2 protein-coding genes and 1 pseudogene are annotated in these 2,848 nt (G+C 72.2%); 1 reads left to right on the top strand and 2 read right to left on the bottom strand.

Annotated features, from left to right (window positions below; genetic code table 11):
- Nucleotides 1-110: 110 nt before the first annotated feature.
- The gene (gene cofD, locus H0X00_RS23155; protein ID WP_293775167.1) at nucleotides 111-1,139 is read right to left on the bottom strand and encodes a 2-phospho-L-lactate transferase; all 1,029 of its coding nucleotides are present in this window, start codon (nucleotides 1,137-1,139) and stop codon (nucleotides 111-113) included.
- A 155-nt stretch (nucleotides 1,140-1,294) separates the two neighbouring features.
- Nucleotides 1,295-2,452 (bottom strand): CdaR family transcriptional regulator, encoded by a 1,158-nt coding sequence (locus H0X00_RS23150; RefSeq protein WP_293775165.1) that lies wholly within the window; start codon nucleotides 2,450-2,452, stop codon nucleotides 1,295-1,297.
- Between the two features lie 178 nt (nucleotides 2,453-2,630).
- On the opposite strand from H0X00_RS23150, the pseudogene H0X00_RS23145 reads away from it, so the two are divergent.
- Nucleotides 2,631-2,848 (top strand): annotated as a pseudogene (locus H0X00_RS23145) (ABC transporter substrate-binding protein); the annotation flags it as partial.

Here is a 2,848-nt window from a genome sequence, read left to right as displayed (position 1 = left end):
GGCCAGCGCCTCGCCCCGGGCCGCGAGCAGCACCGCGGCCTCACCGACGTTGATCGCCGCCCCGTCGCGGGCCCGCCGCAGGGCGCGGCGCACCTGTGCCTCGGTGACGGTCAACGCCCCTCCTCCGGACGGCGCACAATGCCCACAGTGCCATCAGTGCCATCGGTGGCTTCGCCGCGGGGGCGGTAGTCGAGCACGGCCCGAACGGCCGGCAACTCGACGAGCCCACCGGGACGCTCGGTGGCCAGGGTGTCGGCCACCAGCACGTCGAGACCGCAGCCTGCGATGGTCTCGGCCTCGATCTCATCGGTGCAGTCGAGCACGAAGGCGTCGGCGACCTCGCGCAGCAGACTCGCCGCCGACGACGCCGAGTGCGAGAGCCCGATCGAGCGGAGCAGGCCGGCTCGGGTCTCCGCGCGGTGCGCTTCGCCGGGGTCGGTGATCGGGATGCCGGAGACGATCGGGGTGAGGGCGACGACCGGAGCCGACGTCGCGCGTAGCGCCTCGCGGACACCGGGCAGCGCCAGGATCGGAGCGATGCTGGCCAACGGGTTGCTCGGAGCGATCACCACCCGGTCGGCGGTCAGAATCGCCTCCAGGAGCCCCGGTGCGGGGCGAGCCTGGTCGATGCCGCGGTAGGACAGGTTGCGGACCTCGTCGCGCGAGCGGCGCGCGACGTGGAACTCCTGGAAGTGCAGCAGGCTCCCGGTCACGGTCAGGACGTAGGAGGTCACCTCGTCCTCGGTCATCGGCAGCACCCCGATGCCGACACCCATGGCCGCGGCCAGCCGCTGGGTGATCTCGGCCAGGCCGACGCCGTCGCGGAGCAGGCCGGTGCGGAACAGGTGCGTCCCGAGGTCGAGGTCGCCGAGGTTGAACCACGGCTCGCCGCCCAGGTCCCGCAGCGCGTCCATCGCGCGCCAGCTCTCGCCGCGTACGCCCCAGCCGCGTTCGAGGTCCTGCCGCCCGGACAGGGCGTAGAGCGTGGTGTCGAGGTCGGGGCAGACCCGCAGGCCGTGCACCCAGAGGTCGTCGGCGGTGTTCACGACGACCGTGAGATCAGCCGGATCGACTCCGGCGCCCAGCAGGGCGCGCCAGAGCCGCGAGGCGCCGACGCCGCCGCCGAGTCCCACGATCACCGCGGACCTCCTTGCTAGGGACTTGCTGTAGGACCTGCTCTGCATCCTGCTCTGGGTGTGCCATCCATGGTCGGTGAGGGCGGACCCCGGCTCTATGGACGCCCGCACCAATGGCGACCCGCCAGGTTGTACTTAGCTCTAAACGGAGTTCCCACTCAGGCGCCCGGGCTCTGCTCACGGAGCGCCCACGACTCCAGCGCCCACCACACCTCGATCAGCGTCTCGGTGTCGTCCAGATCCGCTCCGGTCAGCTCGGCGTAGCGGGCCAGCCGGTACCGGACGGTGTTGACGTGGACCGACAGCGCGGCCGCGGTCTCGGCGATGTGCCGCCGGCAGGCCAGGAACGTCCGCACCGTCGAGAGCACGATCGAGGAGGCCCCGCCGGTGGCCAGCACGGGTGCCGCGTACCGGGCCAGCAACGCCTCCGAGAGCTCACCCTCCTCGACGACGGCGATCCGGATCGACAGCGAGTTGTTGTCGACCAGGCCCTGGCGCTGGAACCGCGCCGCGACGTTGAGCAGCCGGCTCGCCTCGCCGAAGGCCTGCGGGAACGCTGCGGGCAGGACCGGTCCGGAGATCGCGAGCACCGCCCCGTCCGCCTCCACGGTGGGCCGCCGCGCCGTCACGGCGACCACGTCACCGTCGATCCAGCCGATCAGCGGCCGGAAGTTCGAGGTCGCACCGGAGTGCTCGAGCCGGCGGGACAGCGCGTGCCGGTGCTCCTCCGGATGCCGGCCCCGGCTGACCCAGTACTCGTGGGCCGGCACCAGGCCGTAGGCCACACCGCCGACCAGCATCTCGGCCGGCAGCAGCGTTCCCGTCAGCAGGCGCTGCAGGAAGGCCAGCCGTTCCTGCTCGTCGCGCCGGGCGAATTCGATGTCGATCTGCTGCCGCTCCGCGACCACCTCGGTGGAGTAACGGTCCGTCAGATCCCAGAGCAGGCGCGTCGCGTGCAGGACGTCCACCGGCGGGATCTCCAGCCGCTTCGCGGTGGCCAGGAACTCCTCCCGCAACAGGCTCATCACGGCCCGGTAGGCACCGACCACCACGTCGGCCGGGATGCCCTGCAGCGCGCGTTGGCCGCCCGACTGGCGCTCGGTCTGCTCGGCCTCCGGCAGGTCCGGGCTGCCGCGCAGGACCGAGACCACCCGCAGCACGTTGCGCCGGGCCGAACTCTTCAGCGCCGGCACCGGGATCCGGTTGTACCCGGCGAATTCACGGACGGCTTTCACCTGAGCGTCGACGAGCGCATCGGCTCGCGCCATCAGCGCGTCCGCGACCGCCGCCAGGCCTCGCGGGTTCGCGTCGAGCACCGGACCTCCCGTTGGAGCGGCCTCCAAATCGATGGGCCGCCATTCGTAGGGGACTCCATTGTGACCCCTGTCTCACTCGCGAAGCATGAACGTCACAAGTCGGGCGCGCCAGCGCATCGGTTCACGTCCCGGCGAACCGAAGTCGTGGCCGGCAACCCACACCTTTGAGGAGACCCACGTGCGAGTCCACACCAGGCGCATGCTCGCCGCGACACCGCTCGTGCTGAGCGCGGCGCTCGTCTTCAGCGCCTGCGGCGGCGGCAACGACGACGCCGCCAACTCTGCGCAGCAGGACCCGGCGGCCGTGACCGATGCCGCCGGGGCACCGGCCGATACGAGCGGCACCGCCGCCGCGGCGGACCCCGCTGCCGCGCCGATCGGGGACGTGGCCGCGGG

Origin of the sequence: Sporichthya sp. (genome assembly GCF_013815995.1) — a bacterium.
GTDB lineage: Bacteria > Actinomycetota > Actinomycetes > Sporichthyales > Sporichthyaceae > Sporichthya.
The sequence above is the reverse complement of the archived record's forward strand: the minus strand, read 5'-3'. Positions and strand labels throughout refer to the sequence as shown.